Source organism: Janthinobacterium sp. NKUCC08_JDC (genome assembly GCF_019345575.1).
Taxonomy (GTDB): Bacteria; Pseudomonadota; Gammaproteobacteria; order Burkholderiales; family Burkholderiaceae_D; genus Janthinobacterium; species Janthinobacterium aestuarii.
Map to the genome: position 1 here is coordinate 151,353 of NZ_JAHKQW010000007.1, position 18,115 is coordinate 169,467.

18 protein-coding genes are annotated in these 18,115 nt (G+C 66.4%); 11 read left to right on the forward strand and 7 right to left on the reverse strand.

Annotated features, from left to right (window positions below; translation table 11 throughout):
- Positions 1–121: 121 nt before the first annotated feature.
- From KO538_RS18115 to KO538_RS18140, 6 genes are all read left to right on the forward strand, one after another.
- Complete coding sequence (locus tag KO538_RS18115; RefSeq protein WP_219329220.1) at positions 122–1,534, forward strand: efflux transporter outer membrane subunit; 1,413 nt, start codon at positions 122–124, stop codon at positions 1,532–1,534.
- 73 nt (positions 1,535–1,607) lie between these two features.
- Complete coding sequence (locus KO538_RS18120) at positions 1,608–2,114, forward strand: MarR family winged helix-turn-helix transcriptional regulator (protein ID WP_034751839.1); 507 nt, start codon at positions 1,608–1,610, stop codon at positions 2,112–2,114.
- Positions 2,115–2,124: 10 nt separating this feature from the next.
- Positions 2,125–4,269, forward strand: coding sequence for an FUSC family protein (locus KO538_RS18125; RefSeq protein ID WP_257620433.1), 2,145 nt, complete (start codon positions 2,125–2,127; stop codon positions 4,267–4,269).
- The gene (locus KO538_RS18130) at positions 4,259–4,459 is read left to right on the forward strand and encodes a DUF1656 domain-containing protein (RefSeq protein ID WP_034751763.1); all 201 of its coding nucleotides are present in this window, start codon (positions 4,259–4,261) and stop codon (positions 4,457–4,459) included. Before KO538_RS18125 ends, KO538_RS18130 begins: the two co-directional genes overlap by 11 nt.
- Positions 4,460–4,497: 38 nt before the next feature.
- The gene (locus KO538_RS18135; protein ID WP_070303945.1) at positions 4,498–5,394 is read left to right on the forward strand and encodes an efflux RND transporter periplasmic adaptor subunit; all 897 of its coding nucleotides are present in this window, start codon (positions 4,498–4,500) and stop codon (positions 5,392–5,394) included.
- Positions 5,391–6,308: a LysR substrate-binding domain-containing protein gene (locus KO538_RS18140; RefSeq protein ID WP_219329221.1), complete on the forward strand. Its 918-nt coding sequence runs from the start codon at positions 5,391–5,393 to the stop codon at positions 6,306–6,308. The genes KO538_RS18135 and KO538_RS18140 overlap by 4 nt, the downstream gene beginning before the upstream one ends.
- 10 nt (positions 6,309–6,318) lie before the next feature.
- Here the strand turns inward: KO538_RS18140 and KO538_RS18145 are convergent, their stop codons facing one another.
- The 5 genes from KO538_RS18145 to KO538_RS18165 all read right to left on the reverse strand — a co-directional run bounded on the left by KO538_RS18145 (position 6,319) and on the right by KO538_RS18165 (position 10,381).
- Positions 6,319–6,849 carry an ester cyclase gene (locus tag KO538_RS18145; RefSeq protein ID WP_219329222.1) on the reverse strand — a complete coding sequence of 177 codons (531 nt, stop codon included), beginning with the start codon at positions 6,847–6,849 and terminating at the stop codon, positions 6,319–6,321.
- Positions 6,850–6,963: 114 nt separating this feature from the next.
- Entirely contained in the window at positions 6,964–7,710 is a 747-nt protein-coding gene (locus KO538_RS18150; RefSeq protein ID WP_219329223.1) for an SDR family oxidoreductase, read from the reverse strand.
- Between the two features lie 81 nt (positions 7,711–7,791).
- Positions 7,792–8,016 carry a hypothetical protein gene (locus KO538_RS18155; protein ID WP_219329224.1) on the reverse strand — a complete coding sequence of 75 codons (225 nt, stop codon included), beginning with the start codon at positions 8,014–8,016 and terminating at the stop codon, positions 7,792–7,794.
- Between the two features lie 11 nt (positions 8,017–8,027).
- Positions 8,028–8,699, reverse strand: coding sequence for a thiol:disulfide interchange protein DsbA/DsbL (locus KO538_RS18160; RefSeq protein ID WP_034751770.1), 672 nt, complete (start codon positions 8,697–8,699; stop codon positions 8,028–8,030).
- Positions 8,700–8,845: 146 nt separating this feature from the next.
- Positions 8,846–10,381 (reverse strand): TonB-dependent receptor, encoded by a 1,536-nt coding sequence (locus KO538_RS18165; protein WP_219329225.1) that lies wholly within the window; start codon positions 10,379–10,381, stop codon positions 8,846–8,848.
- Between the two features lie 230 nt (positions 10,382–10,611).
- Here KO538_RS18165 and KO538_RS18170 point away from each other — a divergent pair, with 230 nt between their 5' ends.
- On the forward strand, positions 10,612–12,864 hold the full coding sequence (locus KO538_RS18170) for a M1 family metallopeptidase (RefSeq protein WP_219329226.1): 2,253 nt from the start codon (positions 10,612–10,614) through the stop codon (positions 12,862–12,864).
- The gene (locus KO538_RS18175) at positions 12,861–13,745 is read left to right on the forward strand and encodes a hypothetical protein (protein ID WP_219329227.1); all 885 of its coding nucleotides are present in this window, start codon (positions 12,861–12,863) and stop codon (positions 13,743–13,745) included. The genes KO538_RS18170 and KO538_RS18175 overlap by 4 nt, the downstream gene beginning before the upstream one ends.
- On the opposite strand, the gene KO538_RS18180 is transcribed toward KO538_RS18175, so the two are convergent.
- Positions 13,746–14,636 carry a LysR family transcriptional regulator gene (locus KO538_RS18180; protein WP_034751772.1) on the reverse strand — a complete coding sequence of 297 codons (891 nt, stop codon included), beginning with the start codon at positions 14,634–14,636 and terminating at the stop codon, positions 13,746–13,748.
- Positions 14,637–14,748: 112 nt separating this feature from the next.
- On the opposite strand from KO538_RS18180, the gene KO538_RS18185 reads away from it, so the two are divergent.
- Positions 14,749–15,567 (forward strand): class III extradiol ring-cleavage dioxygenase, encoded by an 819-nt coding sequence (locus tag KO538_RS18185; protein WP_219329228.1) that lies wholly within the window; start codon positions 14,749–14,751, stop codon positions 15,565–15,567.
- A gap of 121 nt (positions 15,568–15,688) precedes the next feature.
- Here KO538_RS18185 and ylqF read toward each other — a convergent pair whose 3' ends face one another.
- Positions 15,689–16,636, reverse strand: a complete 948-nt coding sequence (gene ylqF, locus KO538_RS18190) for a ribosome biogenesis GTPase YlqF (RefSeq protein WP_071650173.1) — start codon at positions 16,634–16,636, stop codon at positions 15,689–15,691.
- A 258-nt stretch (positions 16,637–16,894) separates the two neighbouring features.
- Between ylqF and KO538_RS18195 the strand changes: the two genes are divergently transcribed.
- Entirely contained in the window at positions 16,895–17,623 is a 729-nt protein-coding gene (locus KO538_RS18195; protein ID WP_219329229.1) for a hypothetical protein, read from the forward strand.
- A gap of 163 nt (positions 17,624–17,786) precedes the next feature.
- Positions 17,787–18,113 carry a hypothetical protein gene (locus KO538_RS18200; protein ID WP_034751776.1) on the forward strand — a complete coding sequence of 109 codons (327 nt, stop codon included), beginning with the start codon at positions 17,787–17,789 and terminating at the stop codon, positions 18,111–18,113.
- Positions 18,114–18,115: the final 2 nt, after the last annotated feature.

The following is an 18,115-nucleotide window of genomic DNA, read 5'->3' on the forward strand; positions in this document are numbered from 1 at the left end:
AAACCAGTCAGCCGGTTTCAGTCAGTAACAACTCAGTTGCGGCGCAGCACCCGGGCCACTCCCGGCGCTCACCGCGGCGAGCTGTCAGCAGTACCCCAACACCTTCTTCCGGAGTTCCTGCATGTCCCTGCACCGCCGTTTGCTTGCCGCCAGCCTGATCCTTGCCGTGAGCGCGTGCGCCGACATGGGCCATATCGCGCCGCAATCGGCCATGCTCGACGCCAACAAGCTGCAAGCGAGCCAGGCCATGGATGCCGCCGCCAGCGCAGCGATCGCCTGGCCGCGCACGCAATGGTGGCAAGACTTGCATGACCCCCAATTGAACCGCCTGATGGACCAGGCCCTGGCCGACAGCCCCACCCTGCGCGGCGCCCAGGCGCGCGTGCGCCAGGCCGAGGCGCTGGCCGGCGCCGCCGAGGACAAGACCCGCCCGCAGGCCGACGCGAATGTTTCCATCAACCGCGAACTGTATTCCCAGCATGGCAGCACGCCAGCGCCGCTGGCCGGCAATTACGCGTGGCGCAACCAGGCCACCGTCACGGCTTCGTACGACCTGGACCTGTGGGGCCGCAACCGCGCCGCCCTGTCCGCCGCCCTGGGCGACGTGCAGATGGCGTCGGCCGAATCGCAGATGGCCCGCCTGGCGCTGGAAACGGCGCTGGTGCGCACCTACATCCAGCTGTCGTATGAATTCCAGCTGCAGGACGTGATCGAACGCAGCCTGGCGCAGCGCGCCCGCATCCTCGACATCACGCGCCAGCGCAAGGCGGCCGGTATCGGTACCGACATCGACGTGGCGCAGATCGAAACCACCTTGCCGGCCGGACGCCGCCAGCTGGAACAGTCGGCCGAATCGCTGGCCCTGCTGCGCAACCAGCTGGCGGCCCTGGCGGGCAAGGGCCCGGCAGCCGGTGCGGCGCTCACGCGTCCCGTGCTGCGCCTGGACCAGCCGCTGGCCATTCCCGCCGCCCTGCCGGCCGATCTGATCGGCCGCCGGCCCGACATCGCCGCCCAGCGCTGGCGGGTGGAAGCGGCGGCGCAGCGCATCGACGCGGCCAAGGCCGAGTTTTACCCGAACGTGAACCTGGTGGCGTTTGCCGGCTTCCAGGCCTTCGGCTTCAGCCATTTTCTTGACGCCAATTCGCAGGTGCGCGGCGCTTCGCCCGCGCTGAGCCTGCCCATCTTTGCCGGCGCCCGTTTGCGCGCCCAGCTGGGCAGCCAGACGGCCGTGTACGACGGCGCCGTGGAGCAGTACAACGCCACCGTCATCAACGCCATGTCGGACGTGGCCAACGCCGTCACCAAGGCGCAGTCGCTGGCCAAGCAACACGAGCTGACCGCGCAGGCGCTGGCCACGGCGCAACGCGCGCGCGACCTGGCGGAAAAGGCGTACAAGGCGGGCATGAGCGACGCCATCGCCATGCTCAACACGCAAGTGGCGCTGCTGGCGGAAGAACAGCAGCAGGCGCAAAATGGGGCGCGCGAGCTCGATCTGTACGTTTCCTTGATGAATGCACTGGGAGGCGGCATATAAGCTTGCAATCCTGGCATTGCCCTAGCTCAACAAGATACAATCGGAACTTTATTCACACATGAAGGAATATGACATGACCGCTTTTGACGCCACCGCCAAGCGGCTGCAAAACATCCGCACGCGCATGCCAGGCTTCCCCATGGAACTGATGCGCCTGTTGCGCATGACGTACCACATTCAAAAAGGCATGAAGGACCTGACCAACGCCGCGCTGAAAAAGCACGACCTGGTCGATGCCAGCTACATGGTGCTGGCCGTGCTGTACGGCACGGACGACGAAACCTCGAACGCCTGCACCCTGGGCATGGCCTGCCATGAAAAGCCGGCCAACCTGACGCGCGTGTGCAACGACCTGGAAACGCGCGGCCTGATCCATCGGGGCACGCGTCCCGGCGACCGCCGTTCGGTAATGATCTCGCTGACCGACAAGGGCCGCGCGCTGATCGAAACGGCGCTGCCCGACGTGTACCAGGAAACCTCGGCACTGTACGAAGGATTCACGGAAGAAGAGCTGCAAGTGCTCGACAAGCTGTACATGCGCCAGCTGCGCAATTTGAACAATCTCAACAACCAGAACTGATAGCCTATCGATGACGCCAGCCACAGCAACCACACCTATAGACGGCCCCCTGCCCCGGGCGGCCCGCTGGCTGGCGCTGGCGCTGCAGGACTGGCGCGCGACGGAAGGCGAACGCTGGATCTACGTCGGCAAGACCCTGATCGCCGCGTTCTGCGCGCTGTGGCTGGCTTACCGCCTGGGCCTCGATTCGCCGAGCACGGCGATGACCACCACCATCATCCTGGCCCTGCCCAGCAGCGGCATGGTGCTGGAAAAAAGCTTTTACCGCCTGTGCGGCACCCTGCTCGGCTGCACGGCCGCGCTGACCCTGATCGGCCTGTTCCCGCAGCAGCCCGTGCTGCTGTTCGCCGGCCTGGCCCTGTGGGTGGGCCTGTGCACGAGCGGCTCGGCCCTGCACCGCAACGCCCAGTCATATGTGTACGTACTGGCCGGCTACACGGCTTGCATGATCGTGCTGCCCGCCATCGAGCAGCCGATGCAGGTCTTCTCGCTGGCCGTCACGCGCGTGGCTGAAGTGAGCCTGGGCATCATCTGCTCGGCGGCCGTCTCCAGCGTGCTGCTGCCGCGCCACCAGGGCACGCAGGTGATGCGCACGGTGCAGGCGCGCTACGGCAAATTCCTCACCTTTTGCCAGGATGTGCTGCAGCAAAAACTCACGCCGGCGCAAGTGGAACTGACGCATCTGCAGTTTGCCGCCGACGTGGCGGCGCTGGAACTGGGCCGCTCGGCCGCCCTGTTCGAAGTGACGAGCAAGGTCAGTCACGTGCGTGCGCAAAACCGCAAGCTGCACGCCTTCAACGCCACCTTCATGACGGCGCTGACCACCTTCTATACCTTCCACCGCCTGTTCGACCGCCTGCAGCGCGATGGCGAAACCCAGGTCATGCAGGCCTGCGCGCCCCTGTACGCCATCGTCGCCGAAGCGCTGCAAGCGACGCCTTCGCAAGACTCGCTCGACACCATGCAGCGGCATCTGCAGACGGCGCTGGGCCAGGCGCGCGCGGACATCGACGGCGCCGCCATCGCGCATGCGCAGCGCATCGATTTCGACACCGTGTGCGAATTGCTCGAGCGCTTCGCGCGCGACATGAGCCGCTTTCACGAAGTGTATTTCAGCCTCGTGCACGACACGCCGCTGGACGTGAGCACGCCGCAGGCATATGCGCCGAAGACGCCGCCCGCACTGGTGCTTGCCAGCGGCGCACGCGCCGGCATCAGCCTGGCCCTGCTGGCGCTGGGCGCCTACTTCCTCGCCTGGCCCTACGCCAGCACGGCGATGCTGATGGCGGCCGTGTTCTGCGCGCTGGCCTCGTCCTCGCCGCGCCCGATCATGATGATCCGCCAGGTGCTGGCGGGCTTTCTGATCGCCATGCCGCTGTCGCTCATCTGCGTGTATTTCGTGCTGGTGCACGGCGACGGCTTCCCCATGCTGGTACTCAGTTTTGCGCCGTTTCTCGCCGTCGGCCTGTACCTGATGACGAATCCCGCCAAGCTGGGCGTGGGCCTGGGCGTGTCGACCTTCATCACGCAGATGGCGCCGACGAATGTGATGCATGTCGATGGCGCGGCTTTCCTCAACACGGGCATGGCCCTGATCGTGGGCCTGATGCTGGCCGCCCTCGTGTTTGCCGTGCTGCTGCCCGAGCACACGATGGGCCACAAGGACCATATCGGCCGTGCCCTGTGGCGCGAAGCGCTGCATGCGTGCACGGCGCCCGCGCGCCGTGTCAAACACCGTTTCGACAACCGCGTGCGCGACTTGCTCAGCCAGCTCAACGCGGCGGCCGGCCCGGCGCCGGGCGAAGCCACGCGCGCCGTCGTGCGCCAGGCATTGACCCTGCTGGAAATCGGCCACTCCGTGATCGAACTGCGCGAACTGATCGCCACCGCCAGGCCAGGCGCCACGCGCCACGCGCTGCAGCAATGCGTGGACCACATCGCCGGCTGGCTGCGCACGCGCGGCGATACGGCACTGCAGGCGGCGCTGGCGGCCACCCTGCAGGCGGGCGCCGTCGTGCGCACGGCCCAGACGGAAGCCGATGCCACCGGCGAGCGCAGCGCGCGCCTGCAGACGGCGCTGGCCGATCTGCACTCGATCTATACCTCATTGCTCGACCACATGGCGCCTGGCGCCGGAGACCACCATGCCGCGTGAATTCGCCCTGTTCGGAATTCTGATTCCTACCCTGCTGCCCTTGTTCCTCCTCAGCATAGCCCTGCAAACCCTGCTCGACCGCGTGCTGGGCTGGCTGGGCGTGTACCGCATGGTGTGGCACCCGTCGCTGGCGCGGCTGTGCATCTTCATCGCCATCTTCGGCGCGCTGGCTTTATCGCTATACAAATAAAAAAAACCGTTCAACCCGATCAAGGAAAGGCTGCCGACATGGTAAGCAAACTGACCCGTTATGCAATCACCGTGCTGCTATTGGCAGCCGCCCTGTGGATAGGCAAGACTGTCTGGGACCGCTACATGGAGTCGCCGTGGACGCGCGACGGCCGCATCAAGGCCGACATCGTCAACATCAGCGCCGACGTGGCCGGCACCGTCACGGACGTGCTGGTACGCGACAACCAGGTCGTGCAAAAGGGAGATATCCTGTTCGTCGTCGACAAGGAACGCTATGCGAGCGCGCTGGCGCAGGCCGACGCCGTGCTGGCAGCGCAAAAAACGGAACAGGGCCGCCGCGGCAAGGAAGCGCAGCGCCGCGCAGGCCTTGACGCCAGCATCATCTCGACGGAAAGCCGCGAAAGCGCGGCGTTCGCCGCCACCTCGGCCACCTCGCAAGTGCAGGCCGCCATGGCCGCCCGCGCGCTGGCGCAATTGAACCTGGAGCGCACCACCGTGCGTGCGCCCGTCAGCGGCTACGTGACGAACTTGAACGTGCACAAGGGCGACTTTGCCGCCGTCGGCGCGGCCAAGCTGGCCGTCATCGACAGCGCCTCGTACTACGTCGTCGGCTACTTCGAAGAGACCAAGCTGGGCATGCTGGCGCAGGACGACAAGGCGGAAATGAATCTGATGAGCGGCGGCACCCTGCACGGCCACATCGAGAGCATCGCGCGCGGCATCACCGACCGCGACGCCGCCACGGGCCGCGAACTGCTGGCCGACGTCAACCCCACGTTCAACTGGGTGCGCCTGGCGCAGCGCGTGCCCGTGCGCATCCACATCGACGAGCAGCCGAAAGGACAACTGCTGGTGGCCGGCACCACGTGCACCGTGGTGATCACGCCCCACTCTGCACCGGCGCCGAAACCAGCGGCCGCGCACCCGGCATGATACGCGGCGGCGCCGGACGCCTGGCGGAAATCGCCCTGTTCCTCGACGCCGCGGCGCTGGGCAGCTTTTCCGCGGCCGGCCGCAAGCACGGCCTGTCGCCGGCCGCCGCCAGCGCCGCCATCGCGCGCCTGGAAGCGGCGCTGGGCGCCACCCTGTTCGAACGCACCACGCGCCAGCTGCGCCTGACGGAAGAAGGCCTGCACTACCGCCGCTACAGCGAACAGGCGCTGGACTTGCTGGCGCAGGCCGAAGACGGCTTGCACGCGGACGGCGGCGCCGTGCGCGGCGTGGTGCGCATTTCGGCGCCGTCCGACATCGGCCGCCAGCTGCTGCTGTCCATGCTCGACCGCTTTGCCGCGCTGCACCCGCAGGTGCGCCATGCGCTGACCCTGACGGACGCCACGGCCAACCTGGTGCAGGACGACGTCGACCTTGCCATCCGCTACGGCGAGCTGTCCGACAGCGACATGGTGGCGCGCCTGCTGCACCCGGGCCGCCGCGTCGTGTGCGTGGCGCCCGCGCTGGCCGCCAGGGTCGGCGTGCCGGCCGCGCCGCGCGACCTGGCGTCGCTGCCGACCCTCGTGCTCAAGGCCGGCGACGGCGCGCCGCAGGAATGGCGCTACCGCGAAAATGGCAAGCGCCACGGCCTGCGCCTGCAGGGGGACTGGCACAGCAACGACGGTGAAATCATCCGCCGCTGGGCCGTGGCCGGCCATGGCTATGCCTACAAATCCCTGCTCGACATCGGTGACGACCTGCGCGCGGGACGCTTGCAAACAGTGCTAGACGATTACTTTGCCAATAGCGTCCCCCTGAACCTGCTGTACCGGCGCAGCCGCTTCCAGCCGCCGCGCGTCGCCCTGCTGGTCGAGTTCCTGCTGCGGCAATTCGCCGCGTTGCCGGCGCACGGCTAGCCAGCCCCCCTCACGGCGCCAGCACGCCCATCTGGCGCAGCAGGGTCAGATTATCTTCCAGATGCCAGTTGTCGCTGATGCGTCCCTGCGCATTGACCCGGTACAAATCAAACGCATGGAAATCGATGGCTTGGCCCTGTCCCTGCAAGGGGCCCTGCGGCGTGGGGAAGACGCCCGTGAAGCGGCCCGTGAAATGCAGGCGCAGGCTGACCCGGTCGCCCACCACCAGCATCTGCTCGATGGCGACTTTCAAATCCGGCACGGCGGCATGGAATACTTGCGACGCCTGCAACGGGCCGGCCAATCCCTGCGGCCGGCCGGCGGGCAAGGTGCGGTCGGTGAAATCGTCGGCCAGCGCCAGCCGCGCCAGGGCCGGGTCGCCGCTTTGCCAGAACGCGGCATAGCGGCGCGCGGCCAGCGCCACGGTGGCATCGGCTTTCGCGCCGGACAGGTGGGCCGGCATGGGCAAATCCATGGCGGCATGGGCTGGCGCGGCGGCCAGCAGCGACAGGGCTAGGATGGCGGGGGCAAAAGCGGGCATAGTAGTTCCAAATGAGTTGATCGGCGTGCACATGGCACACCGCCATTCTGGACCCGCTTGCCGCGCTTGATAATTGGCCCCGTGCTTGAATCAGTCGCTTACTGAAGTTGAAAATCAGCGTCCGCCCGCCACGTCGAGGATGCTGCCCGTCACATAGCTGGCGCCCGGCCCCAGCAGGTACAAAATGGCGTCGGCGATTTCTTCGGGCTGGCCGCCCCGCTGCATCGGCACGCCGGGTGCCAGGCGCGCCACCCGTCCCGGCTCGCCGCCCGAAGCGTGTATCTCCGTATAGATGATGCCGGGCCGCACGCCGTTGACGCGGATGCCTTCTGCCGCCACTTCCTTCGCCAGGCCGAGGGTCAGGGTATCGACGGCGCCTTTCGAGGCCGCGTAATCGATGTATTCGTCCGGAGAGCCGAGGCGGGCCGCCGCCGACGACACATTCACGATGCGCCCGCCCTGCCCGCCATGGGCCGTCGACATACGCCGCACGGCCTGCTGGCAGCACAGGAAATAACTGATCACGTTGGTGCGCAGCACGCGTTCGAGGCGCTGCGCGGACATGTCGACGAGCCGGCATTTCTGCTCCAGCACGCCCACATTGTTGACCAGCGCCGTGAGCTTCCCCAGGCGCGCGTCGACTTCCGCAAACAGGCGCGCCACGTCCGCTTCGTCGCTGGCATCGGCCTGCACGGCGATGGCCTCGCCCCCGTCGGCCACGATGCGCGCGCACAGCGCGTCGGCCGCCTGCGCATCGCGCACATAGTTGATGCACACGGCATAGCCCTGGCGCGCCGCCAGCAGCGCCGTCGCCGCGCCGATGCCGCGGCTGCTACCGGTAATCAAGATCACTTCCTTCATCGTCCCTCCTGAATAGTTGTGGCTTCATCATACGCGGACGAAAAAAAACCCGCGCGCGGCGGGTTTTTCGTACTGATACATTCAATTCCGGAAATGCGTCATGGCGTAAGTCAGATGCTGCCACCAGTGTTCGCGCGACCGCACGGACGCCAGGCATTTCGCATCGACCTCGTTCTTGAACGCGGGGTCCACGCAAGCCTTGCTGGCCAGCGCATTGCGCTGGTTTTCCACGTTGACGATGGCAATCGCCAGCCACGCCACGAGGGCGAGGGCCAGTACGCACAGGGTCCAGGGCAGCTGTTTCATGAGGTCTCCGCTTACTTCTTCGCTGGCGCGGGAGCGCGCTCTTTCAGCACGCGCGCCACCAGTTCATCCATCACGCGCAGGGTCGCGGCCTGGGTTTGCGGCTCGGACTGGCCCGGGCGCGACAGCTGCGCCGGCGACGTCACGAAGCGGCCATCGATGACGATGGTCGGCGCGCTCTCGATCTTGCTGGCGGTGATCAGCTGCTCGTTGCGTTTCAGCTTGGTCTGCACGCCGAACGAGTTGAACATGTCCAGGTATTTCGCCTTGTCGATGCCGTTCTTCACCAGCAGGTCGAGGATGGCGTCATCGCGGTTCAGGCGGTTGCGCTCGACGTGGATGGCGCGGAAGATCTTGTCGTGGAACTGGTCCAGCTGGCCCATCGCTTCAAGCGTGGCATAGGCGTGCGCCTGCGGGTCTTTCGGGCCGGTGGCGGCCAGGTGGACGCGGCGGAAGGCGATCTTGTCGCCCTGCTTCTTGACCCAGTCGTGCATCAGTGGATCGAGCACGTAGCAGTGCGGGCACGAATACATGAAGTACTCGACCACTTCCACCTTCTTGCCCGTGTCCGTGCGCACTGGCGTCGTGAGCGTGGTAAAGCCGGTATCGGCCGCCATGGCGCCGCCGGTGGCCGCCACCAGGGTGACGGCGGCAAGCAGGGGACGCAAGAAACGCAGAAAACGCATATAAATCCTTCATCATAAGTGGTCGTGAACGGGGCGAGATTACCACTTTTTGCGCCGGACGATGTCGCCCGGCCGGAAAAAAAGCGCTTTTATCCGCTCCGTTTGCGCCCGCTTAAGCCGCATTTAAGCCCCGCCGCGCCCCTGCCTCAGAAATGGTAGCGCGCCGACACGCGCAACTGGCGCGCGTCATTGAGGTAAATGCTCGAGCGGCAGCCCGGCGCATCGCCGTAATGGCGGCGGTTGGCCAGGTTGCTGCCGGCCAGTTCCAGCTCCCAGGCGCCCAGCTTGCGCACATAGCGTCCGTCCACGGTGGCAAACGCGGGCACCTGCGCCAGGCAGCTGCTGGCGAAATCGGGACCATAGCGCAGCGCGCGCAGCCATTGCACGCCCACATCGGCACTGGCGCCCGCCTGCCCCGTCCAGTACAGGCGCAGGCTGGCCAGGGTCTTGGGCACGAGAGCGATGTCCGGGCCATCGTAGGCGTAATCGTCATAGCGCGCATGCACTTGCCGCAACTGCCCGTCAAGACGCCAGTCGCGCGCCAGCGCCATGCTGGCCTCGATGGCGACGCCGTCGCGGCGCGAGGGATCGAGGTTGCCCGCAAAGCCCAGCTGGCCCAGGTTCTGGTCGAAGACGATCTGGTTGCTCAGGCGCTCGCTGAACACGCGCACGGAAGCGCTGCGCGCCGCATCGCCAAAGGTGGCGCCCACTTCCATTTCGCGCCGCAGCTGTCCCGCCAGCGGGCGGTAGCCGGCGCGGGTATAGCCATCGTCGTCGATGCGGTAGCTGCGCGCGGCCTTTGCATACACGCTCAGTTGCGGGCGCAGCTGCAGGCTGCCCTGCACGTCCCAGGCATTCTGGTTTTCCCAGTCGCTGCCGCCGGCGGGCATGTCGGCCGGGTCGAGCTGGAACTGTTCATGCCGCAGTCCCAGCAGCAGGCGCGGCGCATACGCACCGCCAAAGGCCAGCTCTTCGCGCAGCAGCAGCGCGCGCGAATACTGGCGGCGCTGCGCATCGCCCGCGCGGCCCGAGCGCCGCTGCCACTGCATCAGGTCCAGGCCCACTTCCGTATCCGTGCCCACGCCGCCCACCTTGCCGTAATGGCGCAGGCGTGGCGCCAGCTGCCGGCGGCGGCTGCTGTACGTCGATTCGCTGCTGCCGTCCTCGCCCGCATAGTGGGCCGTGGCGCGCTTTTCCCGCTGCGACAGTTCCACGCCCAGCTCGAAACTGCCCACATAGCGCTGCACGAAGGCGCTGGCGCGCCGCACTTCATAGCGGTACAGGTCTTCCGGGCGGGCCGCCAGCAAGGCCAGGAACGGCGCCTCGGGCGCGGGATAGCGGGTGTCCTGGTTCAGCTGGTCGGCGCTGAAACCGAAGCGGCCCTGGCGCAGCTTCCATTCCGCGCCGCCGTTGAAGCCGCGCTGGTGAAACACGCTGCCATCGCGGTAATTGCCGTTGCGCAGACCATCGATGGCCACATCGAGCACCATGCCGCCCTGGTCGCGCGACAGGGCGCCGCGCACGCTGTGCTGGCCGCCCTGCGCCAGTTCGGCGGACAAGTCGCCATGCGTGACGCCGGGCGCGCTGGCATCGGCGCCTTCCTGCGCGCACGCCGGCATGGCCAGGGCGCACAACAGCAGGGTGCGCATGGCGATGGTCAGGGCGGAAGGGGCAGGCATCATGGCGGAAAGCTGGGTGCGCCACCGGGGCGCGCACGCACGGCAGCAGGAGGGATGGCAAAAGCGAATCATTATACGCACGGCGCGCGGCGCCGCAACAGCCGGCAAAGCTGCCAGCACAATTCATTGCTTATTTGTAATTTTTACAGGTATATTAAGGAACGCCCGGCGATCCTGGGCGCAGCCGACTGCATTTGAAGATCATCAATCAGAAGTCACTGTGGGAGTCACGCATGGAAAGTCGTAGCACACCGCGCCGCCGCATTTCCTTCATCCCGGACAAGCTCAAAGTCCTTTCCATCGCCGCCCTGCTGCTGGCCGGCCTGGCCCTGCAAGCCGACCTGTTCGCCCAGCCGGATCAGGGCAAGCCCGCCAGCGCGCCCCTGCCGCTGGCGCCATCGGCCGACGGCATCGCCCTCGCTTCGCCGCATGCGTCGGCCGTCACCACGCCCAGCGCCAGCAACGCCTGGGGCGGTGCGCGCACGGGCGCGCAAGCGACCCTGTCGGACCGCGTGGTCGACTACCGGATCGAAGCGACGCTCGATCCCGTCAAGCACACGATCGACGGCCGGCAGAAACTGCGCTGGCGCAACCGCAGCGCGCAAGCCGTCAGCAGCGTCTACCTGCACCTGTACCTGAACGCCTTCGAAGGCGAGCATTCGACTTTCTTCACCGAGAAGCGCAAGCTCGACACGGGCTTCCGCTCGGGCGTCGACACGCGCGACGGCGAGTGGGGCTACATCGAACTGCGCAGCATGACGCAGAACGGCGCCAGGGCGCCCTGGCATTTCGTCCAGCCCGACAACGGCCCGGCCACCGACCGCACGGTGGTGCGCGTCGACTTGCCGCAGGCCGTCGCGCCGGGCGCCGAGACGACGCTCGACATCGGCTTCTTCGACCAGCTGCCGCGCGTCATCGCGCGCACCGGCTATTTCGGCAGCTTCCACCTGGTGGGCCAGTGGTTCCCCAAGATCGCCGTGCTGGAACTGCCCGGCGAACGGGGCGCCACGGCGCCGCGCTGGAATGCGCATGAATTCCACCTGAACTCGGAGTTCTACGCCGACTTCGGCCACTACGACGTGAAGCTGACCGTGCCCAAGGAATACACGGTGGGCGCCACGGGCGAACTGCAGGGCACGCCACAGGAAAAGAACGGCATGCTCACGCATCACTATGTGCAGGGCGACGTGCACGATTTCGCCTGGACGGCCGACAAGCGCAGCGCGCCGCCGCTGCTGGACAGCTGGAACGGCCCTGGCAGCCCGCCCGTGGCCATCAAGGTCCTGTATCCACCCGAGTACGCGTCGAACGCGGCGCCCGCGCTGCAGGCTGCCAAGGATACACTCACGTATTTTTCGCGCACCCTGGGCCCGTATCCGTACAAGACCCTGACGGTGGTGATTCCGCCATTTAACGCGGCCGAAGCGGGCGGCATGGAATACCCGACCTTCTTCACGGCCTCGGGCTACGCCGGCCTGCAGCCGAAGACGGCGGCCGAATTCGGCCTCGATTTCGTCACCATCCATGAATTCGGCCATGGCTATTTCTACGGCATCCTGGCTTCGAACGAGTTCGAGGAACCGATCCTCGACGAAGGCTTGAACGAGTACTGGGACCAGCACATGCTGCGCGCGCGCGGCCAGGATATCCACGCCACCACGCCCCTGCTCAAGCGTCTGGGCTTCGCTCCCGCCTTCAAGGTCTTCGAGTTCGAGCGCACGGCCGCGCCGCGCCAGGACGCGGCCGACCCGCTGGGCCAGAACGCGTGGGACCGCCTGCAGGGCGTGGGCCCCGTCTACACCCGCACAGCCACCACCCTGCGCGACCTGGAAGCGCGCATCGGCAGCGAAGCCATGGAACGGGGCTTCAAGGCCTACTATGAACAGTGGAAATTCCGCCACCCGAGCGTGGCCGACTTGCGCGAAGCGCTGGCCGAAGCGACGGGCCAGCGGCGCATCGTGGAACAGGTCTTCGCGCAGCAAGTGTATGCCAGCGCGAATATCGACGACCGCATCGGCAGCTTTACCAGCGACGAGCAGACGCCGCTGGCCGGCCTGGCGCTGGTGAACGGCAAGCGCGTGGAACGCACGCCCGAGGCGCTGGAACAAGAAGAGGACAAGGTGCGCGAAGCGTGGGACAAGGCGCACCCGGACGCCAAGCCCGGCACGGGCCCCTATCCGTATCTGACCAGCGTGGTGCTGCGCCGCCGCGGCGCGCCCGTGCCGCAGGTGCTGCTGGTGAAGTTCGCCGACGGCACGTCCGAACGCGTGGTGTGGGACAACGACCAGCTGTGGCAGCGCTACACCTGGAGCAAGCCCGTGAAGGCCGTCTCGGCCGAACTGGACCCCGACCGCGTGCACTACCTCGACGTCAACAAGCTCGATGACAGCCGCACCCTGAAAGCCGACAAGTCCGCCGCGCGGCGCTGGAGCATCGACCTCGCCGCCGCCTTCCAATATCTCTTTTCCCTGATTGCCACCGTATGAACGCCATTTCCACGACACGGGCCAGCGGCCTGGCCCTGACCACGCGCGCCAGCCGCGCCGCCCTGCAATGGCGCTTGCTGCTGCTGTGGGCCGGCCTGCTGCTGATCCCCGCCATCGTTGCCGTCATCCCCATCTGGCGCACCTTGAGCGCCAGCCTCGATCAGGCCGTGCATGCGGCGGCCCTGGCGCAGCAGCTCGACCTGATGACCCTGGCGGACCTGGCCGCCAACGCCAGCCGCAATGGCGCCGCCATCAGCCAGGCCGCCATCGCCGGCATCGTCCTGACCCTGCTGCTGTCGCCGCTGCTGAGCGGCCTGGTGGTGACGGCCGCGCGCGCGCCGGCGCCACTGGGCTTCGGCGCGCTGCTGACGGGCGCCTTCAGCGCATACGGCCGCATGCTGCGCATGCTGTTGTGGAGCATCGTGCCGCTGGGCCTGGCGCTGGCGATCGGCGCCGGCGCGCTGAAACTGGCCGACAAGCACGCGGCGACAGCCATCCTGGAAGCGGACGCCGACCTGGCCCGTCACCTGGCCTTGCTGTTCGCGGGCGTGCTGTTCCTGCTGGCCTGCGCCACGCTCGATGCGGGCCGCGCGGCGCTGGCCGTCGACCGGCGCCGTACGTCGGCCGTCAAGGCGTGGTGGCGCGGCCTGGGCATGCTGCGCCGGCGTCCGCTGGCCAGCCTGGCCATCTACCTCGCCATCACCGTGCTGGGACTGGCCCTGTATGCGCTGCTGGGCGTGGCGCGCCTGAACCTGGCCGGCCCGGGTCCGCTGGCCATCGTGGCCGGCTTGCTGGCAACGCAGCTGGCGGCGCTGGTGCTGGCCTGGATGCGCAGTGCGCGCCTGTTCGCGCTGATCGGCGTCAAGCGCTCGCTCGCGTAATCAAGCTCCCAGGCGCCCTTCATCGGCGAGGAAGTCGATGAAGGTGCGCACTTTCGAGGACAGGTAGCGGCGGCTCGTGTAGACGGCATACACCTTGCCGCCCGCCAGCTGGTAAGCGTCGAAAAGGCGCACCAGCCGTCCGGCCGCCAGGTCCGCATCCGTCTGCCACGATGGCAGCAGCGCGATGCCCATGCCGTCGAGCGCGGCCGCGTGCAGCAGGCTTTCGTTATTGCATTGCAGGACGGGCGAGAACTTCACCGTCTCGCGCCCCTGCGGCCCGTCGAAGGCCAGCTCATTGCCGTTCGCCAACAAGGAATAGCTGATCATCGCGTGCTGCGCCAGGTCTTGCGGCAGCTGCGGCTGGCCGGCGCGCGCCAGATAGGCGGGCGCGGCCACCAGGTGAAAGGCGATGCTGCCGATGGGCCGCGCAATCAGGGCCGGCGACGGCGCCTGGCTCACGCGCAGGGCCAGGTCGAAGCCCTCTTCCACCAGGTTGACCACTCGCCCGCTCAAGTCGATGTCGAACGTCACTTCCGGAAAGCGCTCGCGGTAGGCCACGAGGGTGCGCGTAAAGATGGCGTTGGCGAACCAGACGGGGGCGCTCAGGCGCAGCATGCCGCGCGGCACCACCGTCGTGCGGCCCACCGTCGCTTCCACCTCGTCGAGGTTGTCGAGCATGTCGCGGCACTGTTCAAAATACACCTTGCCGATTTCCGTCAGGCTCAGGTGGCGGCTGCTGCGGTTCAGCAATCGCGCGCCCAGGTGGCGCTCCAGATGCATCACGTGCTTGCTGACCATGGCCGGCGACAGATCGAGGCGCTCGCTGGCGCGCACGAAACTGTCCAGTTCCACCACGGCGCGAAACACGCGCATGCTGCGCAAGGTATCCATGACTGCCCGATCATCAACAAAATGGAAATGATATATCAATAATGGCGATCTTGATCAACTGGCTGGCCATGACTATCATCGATAGCATCAGCCATTCCACTGCGGAGCCGCCATGCAAGAACACACCTTCCCCACCTACTTCCTGTCACATGGCGGCGGCCCGTGGCCGTTCATGAAAGACCAGTTCGGCGGCCGCTACGACGTGCTCGAAGCGTCGTTGCAGGATATCCCGCGCCAGATCGGCGCGCGTCCGAAAGCCGTGCTGGTCGTCACGGCGCACTGGGAAGGGCCGCAATTTCTCGTCTCGGCCAGCCCCCGGCCGGGCATGATCTACGATTACTCGGGCTTTCCGCCGCACACGTACCAGATCCAGTACCCGGCACCGGGCGCGCCGGAGCTGGCTGTGCAGGTAAAACAGTTGCTGGACGCGGCCGGCCATCCGGCGCGCCTCGACCACGAGCGCGGTTTCGACCATGGCACCTTCAGCGCCCTGTTCCCCATCTACCCGCAGGCGGACGTGCCGCTGGTGCAGCTGTCGCTGAAACACGGCTACGACCCGCTCACGCACATCGAGGTGGGCCGCGCGCTGGCCAGCCTGCGTCGGCAAGGCGTGCTGATACTGGGCAGCGGCCTGTCCTACCATAACCTGCGCCAGTTCGGCCAGGCGGGCGCCGTCGCCTCGCACCAGTTCGACGCCTGGCTGCGCCAGACGATGTCCTTGCCGCCGGAACAGAGATTGGAGCAACTGCTAGCCTGGGACCGGGCACCGGGCGCACGCCAGGCCCATCCGCAGGAAGACCATTTGCTGCCGCTGATGGTGGCGCTCGGCGCGGCCGAGCAGGAAGCGGCGCACGTGGCGTATCACGAGGAGGATTTTTTTGGAGCGCTGGCGGTGACGAGTTTCCGGTTTGGAGCGACTGGCGGAAATTAGCAACGAGCCGGGGTCAGACGGGGACGCCGAGTCCCTCGACACCGCTAACGGCTGGTTCAGCGCCAACGTCACCGGGGGTCTGACCCCAGAATTTGCTTTGGGGTGAGTCAGCGGCCGTGAATTACGTCCCGCGCTTGCCCCGCGCCGCATTCTTCGCCTTCTCGGCAGCGATCTCGGCCGCCTTGGCCGCTTTTTCCGCCATCTCGGCCGCGTGCTGGGCCATCAGAGCCGCGCGCGTGTCCGGCGTTTCCAGCGAGATGCGTCCCAGGATACCGCTGCGGTAGTCGAGCAGCAGGGTGTGCGACGCCTTCTCGAAATCGTAGTCGCCGCCCTTGATGCGGAAGCCGCGCTTGGCGGCGATGCCTTCGACCACGCCGATGGCGTCGACTTCACCGATCTTGGTGCCGTAGCGGGTTGCCAGCAAGTCCGGGTAGCGCTTGAGCAATTCCTCGGCCAGGAACACGGCCACTTCCTCTTCGATCAGCGCGTTCGAGCCGATGGCGTGGCTGGCGGCCAGCATCAGGCCATCGCTGGGGATGGCGATCTTCGGCCACAGCATGCCGGGCGTATCGACGAGGATGGTGTTCTTGTCCAGGTACAGCTTTTGCTGCATCTTCGTCACGGCCGGCTCGTCGCCCACCTTGGCCACGCGCTTTTTCAGCAGCGCGTTCATCAGGGTCGACTTGCCCACGTTGGGGATGCCCATGATCATGATGCGCAGCGGCTTCGTCGGCACGCCGCGGTGCGGCGCCAGCGACTTGGCCAGGTCCGGAATGCGCGCCACGTCGCCCGGCTTCTTGGTCGTCATCGCATACGCGGTCACGCCTTCCTGGGCATTGAAATACGCCACCCAGGCGGCGGTCGCGGCAGGATCGGCCAGGTCGGTCTTGTTGAGGATTTTCAGGCAAGGGCGCTGGCGGAACAGGCGCAGCTCGTCCACCATGGGATTGCAGCTGGCTGCCGGCAGGCGCGCGTCCACCACTTCAATCACCAGATCGGTGTTTTCCATGGTTTCGGCCGCTTTCTTGCGGGCCGCGTTCATGTGTCCTGGGTACCATTGTATCGCCATGCTCTTGCTTTCAAAATCGTTCAGTCAATCCGCTATTTTACGTGGTTGCCGCCACGACGTCCCATTTTCCGCCGCCAGCGCCAGCCGTGCGACGCGAACGAGACAATTGGTGATAATTTAGCAGTTACTCGAATGATAAGATCCGCAGTCCGTCCAGCCTGGACGGTTTCCCCATTGCACGCTCAACCTGGCACGCATTCCATGCATCTTCCCCGCTTTTGCCTCCTTGCCTCCCTTTCCACTTGCCTGCTGCCCGCCATGGCCCAGGAACAAGCAGCGGCGCCAGGCGACCCGGTGAACCAGGAAATGCAGCAGATTGTCGATGTGCAAGGCACACGCGATCCCGACCTGCGTCCCTACCGCACCATGCTCAAGGGACTCGACGCGTATGCCGACCACCAGCGCCTGGCGCCGGACGCGCCGCTGCGCTTCATGCTGATCCCCGCCACGCCGAAGGCCAAGCTCGATGGCGTGACCCTGCACCTGTCGGCCGACAATCTGTCGATCCCCGTGCCGCTGGCGGCGGACGGCGGCTTCATCCTGACGCGCGACAAGACCGCCTACGATGCGAATGCCGACCTGGTCAGCAACAAGAAGCGTGCCACCCTGCGCTGGCGCGCCGACATCCACACGCCGGGCCTGCCCCACAACGTGCGCCGCCTGGGCGACTTGCGCCTGGAATGCGAAATCCGCTGGGCCGTCGAGCAGGATGACTTGCCGTTCGTGCGGCGCAACCTGTTCCGCCTGGCGGGCGGACCGTGCCACTCGTCGCTGATCCACGTGCCGTATCCCGTGTTCCGCAAGCTGCTTGCCGTGCAGGCCCGCTCGGGCGAGCGCACGCTGGACGTCCGCATCACGGAAGACCGCCAGCGCTACGTGCCGCCGCTGCACGACTTGAGTTGGGACGACAATACCCTGCTGACCCTCACGTATGCCGATGACGGCAACATGGCGCAAGCTACCCCTGCGGGGGCACTGCGCCAGTGATACGCGCGCTGGAAGCCAGGTCAAATATTTCCACATGGATTCTTTTATTTACTGAGAGTAATAAAAAAGTATGCTCTAATATCGCCTCTTAAATGAAAAGCAATAATTTTCCAGGCTGGCTCCCGCCAGATGCAGGGAGATAGGCGATGGGGAATAGCTCGATATGATGATGGAACACACTGGCAAGGCGCCCGAGCGCGTGCCGCGCAATGACTGGAAGAAGGAATGCCGGCAGTTGCAGCAGCAAGTGGCGCAGCTGGAAGAGCGCCTGAAACGCCAGAGCGCCGACAGCTATGGCTTGCAAATGCTGTATGACCAACTGGTCAATGAAATCAAGCACCACCGCGACATGTTGCAACTCGACAGTTTTGATGCGGATAAATCATCGCTCGTCTACACGCAAGCCTGGCACCGCTTCATGGCCGGCGATGCGCTCGACTACCAGACGCACCGCCACACGAATTCCAGCAGCCGCCCCACCTTGCTGTAGCG

Bases quoted from the DNA above. Each gene is read 5' to 3' on its own strand.
- KO538_RS18170 (WP_219329226.1), top strand. From the start codon at position 10,612: ATGGAAAGTCGTAGCACACCGCGCCGCCGCATTTCCTTCATCCCGGAC.
- KO538_RS18180 (WP_034751772.1), bottom strand. From the start codon at position 14,636: ATGGATACCTTGCGCAGCATGCGCGTGTTTCGCGCCGTGGTGGAACTG.
- KO538_RS18140 (WP_219329221.1), top strand. From the start codon at position 5,391: ATGATACGCGGCGGCGCCGGACGCCTGGCGGAAATCGCCCTGTTCCTC.
- KO538_RS18145 (WP_219329222.1), bottom strand. From the start codon at position 6,849: ATGCCCGCTTTTGCCCCCGCCATCCTAGCCCTGTCGCTGCTGGCCGCC.
- KO538_RS18195 (WP_219329229.1), top strand. From the start codon at position 16,895: ATGGCCCAGGAACAAGCAGCGGCGCCAGGCGACCCGGTGAACCAGGAA.
- KO538_RS18125 (WP_257620433.1), top strand. From the start codon at position 2,125: ATGACGCCAGCCACAGCAACCACACCTATAGACGGCCCCCTGCCCCGG.
- KO538_RS18135 (WP_070303945.1), top strand. From the start codon at position 4,498: ATGGTAAGCAAACTGACCCGTTATGCAATCACCGTGCTGCTATTGGCA.
- KO538_RS18150 (WP_219329223.1), bottom strand. From the start codon at position 7,710: ATGAAGGAAGTGATCTTGATTACCGGTAGCAGCCGCGGCATCGGCGCG.
- KO538_RS18175 (WP_219329227.1), top strand. From the start codon at position 12,861: ATGAACGCCATTTCCACGACACGGGCCAGCGGCCTGGCCCTGACCACG.
- KO538_RS18120 (WP_034751839.1), top strand. From the start codon at position 1,608: ATGACCGCTTTTGACGCCACCGCCAAGCGGCTGCAAAACATCCGCACG.
- KO538_RS18160 (WP_034751770.1), bottom strand. From the start codon at position 8,699: ATGCGTTTTCTGCGTTTCTTGCGTCCCCTGCTTGCCGCCGTCACCCTG.
- ylqF (WP_071650173.1), bottom strand. From the start codon at position 16,636: ATGGCGATACAATGGTACCCAGGACACATGAACGCGGCCCGCAAGAAA.
- KO538_RS18200 (WP_034751776.1), top strand. From the start codon at position 17,787: ATGATGATGGAACACACTGGCAAGGCGCCCGAGCGCGTGCCGCGCAAT.
- KO538_RS18155 (WP_219329224.1), bottom strand. From the start codon at position 8,016: ATGAAACAGCTGCCCTGGACCCTGTGCGTACTGGCCCTCGCCCTCGTG.
- KO538_RS18115 (WP_219329220.1), top strand. From the start codon at position 122: ATGTCCCTGCACCGCCGTTTGCTTGCCGCCAGCCTGATCCTTGCCGTG.
- KO538_RS18130 (WP_034751763.1), top strand. From the start codon at position 4,259: ATGCCGCGTGAATTCGCCCTGTTCGGAATTCTGATTCCTACCCTGCTG.
- KO538_RS18165 (WP_219329225.1), bottom strand. From the start codon at position 10,381: ATGATGCCTGCCCCTTCCGCCCTGACCATCGCCATGCGCACCCTGCTG.
- KO538_RS18185 (WP_219329228.1), top strand. From the start codon at position 14,749: ATGCAAGAACACACCTTCCCCACCTACTTCCTGTCACATGGCGGCGGC.